The 2,216-nt window shown below is 63.0% G+C and carries 1 protein-coding gene; it reads right to left on the bottom strand.

The genetic code is table 11. From position 1 onward, the window contains the following. Nucleotides 1-343 precede the first annotated feature (343 nt). A partial coding sequence (locus OEX18_15855) for an AMP-binding protein (protein MDH4338737.1) occupies nt 344-2,216 on the bottom strand: 1,873 nt, incomplete at its 5' end.

Genomic DNA, 2,216 nt, shown 5'->3' with positions numbered 1-2,216 from the left:
GGGAGGACCGGAGGCTTCCCTGAGACCGCTCAGCGCTTCAGGGCATGAGCGGTGATCCACTCCTTCGCCTCAAAGGCGACATTCATGAGCGCCTCGAGGTCGTTGAGCCCGAATGAGGTACCGTTACGCCATTAAAAATAGTGTCAGGCCTGACTATTGACCTATTTGAACGATCACCATACCGGCAGAGCCTTGAGGTGATCCTGCTTTTGTGCATCGCTACGTACGTGATCCGTTCTCCAAGCTCCCGCACTTGCCTGGTGGGTGGGACGCAACATTCCGGCTGCTCAACGACCTTCGAAACCCGCGGCTGTGGCGCCGAGAGGAAGACCTGACGCGGTTCTCATTGGCTGTCCGGCTCGCCGCAGTGGCGCACAATATGAGCGCGGGCTGCATCGCGCAGTACCACCGCTGCTGCAAAGGCATCGCGCGCGTCCGCAACAGGCAGCAAGGGTGCGCCAAACGTGATGGTGATCGTGCCACGCCGGAGCCACCATCGGCCGTCGCGCAGCATCGTGCGCGTTCCGCAAATCGCTGCCGGGACGACCGGGACGCCCGTGTTGGCTGCCACAACAAAGGCTCCCATCCGGAAGGGCCGCAATCCGGACACACGGGTGAATGTGCCCTCGGGGAAGAACGCCAACGCACGTCCGGCGCGTAGCGCGACCTCCAGCCTCCGAGCATCCTCCACACTCTCGTGGGCGGCAAAGCGCTCAACAAATTCTGCACCCAGGCGCTGGAGATAGACGCGCGGAATGAATTGCTCACGCAATTCGCGCTTGGCGACGAAGCCGAACGGTTCTGGCAGCGCTGCCATCAGAACCATGCCGTCGAGGTAGCTGGCGTGATTCACTACCAGCACACAAGGCGTCCCGCGCGGCACATGCTCCAGTCCGCTCACCGTGAGTGGCGTTCCGGTCAACCGTATTAATAGCCGCGCGCCGGCCCGGCCGACGCCCCAAGCCCAAGCAGGACGCGTGGTGACACTGGTGACGAGCCAGACCATTGGCGCCACCAGACAGAGCACGGCCCAGGCCCAGACCGCAAACACCACATCCACTGCCCTTGTCGCCCAACGCTGCAACTGGGGAATCACTGCGCCCGCAGCGAGACTGGCGACCTGCCACCATCCGGGACGCCTGTGCTCACCGACCATTCCCGCCTCGAAGAGTGCTCGCGTGGCGGAACGGCGCAACTTACCGCTGGAGGTCTTGAGCACAGTCCGCGGTGGTGCCAGCACCACTTGGTCGGCCGGTTCGCCCAACACCTCGACGACGGCTTCGTTAATCGCCTCGCGCAGCTGCTGTCGTTCACGCTGGCCCTTCTCGCGTGTTTCAGCGAGAACCACGAGCCGTTCGGTTCCCGAGGCCGGATCAGGACTGCCGAAGATGACACAACAGCCCTTTCTGATCCCCGGTATCTCGTTCACCGCCTCCTCCACTTCGTGGGGGTAGATGTTGCGCCCGCCACGAATGACGATGTCCTTCACGCGTCCCGTGAGAAACACTTCGCCGCCGGCGAGGTACCCCCGGTCTCCACTATCAAGCCACCCGTCCCTGAACAGCTGCGCCGTGGCCCGGAGATTATTGAAATAGCCGCGCGTGGTCGATGGCCCTCTGAACTCCACTCGGCCCTCTTGCCGTTCATCCAGCTCACGGCCGGAGCTATCCACGATGCGCAATTCATGGCCGCGCAAGGGTGGCCCACAAGACACAAAAGACAGTGCGGAGGCTTGGTCGGACTCGGTGGGGACCGCGCGACCGGTATGCATGAAGGAGGCTCGCTGGACACGATCGATGAGCGGGCCGCGGCCGGATGGTGGAAAGGCCAGTCCCACGGAACACTCGGCCAACCCATAGACCGGGGCGAGTGCCTCGGGGTGGAACCCGTAGGGGGCAAACCGCCTGCCAAAACGCGTCAGTGTCTCTGGCCAGACCATTTCCGCGCCATTGAATGCCAGTCGCCACGAACTGAGATCAAGTCCGGCCAACTCTTCGTCGGCGATCTTCGCGATACAGAGGTCATAGGCGAAATTGGGGGCTGCCGAGAGTGTCCCGCGATAGGCCTGGATGGCCTGCAGCCACCGGATGGGCCTGGCAAGGAACGTCAGCGGGGACATGACGACCAGTGGAATGCCGAAGTAGAGGGTTCCCAGCCAGGCGCCGATCAGTCCCATATCGTGGTAGAGAGGCAGCCAGCTCACAAAGACATCATCG

This window comes from Candidatus Krumholzibacteriia bacterium, assembly GCA_029865265.1.
Classification (GTDB): domain Bacteria; phylum Krumholzibacteriota; class Krumholzibacteriia; order WVZY01; family JAKEHA01; genus JAKEHA01.
This window is presented reverse-complemented; position numbering and strand designations above follow the sequence as displayed.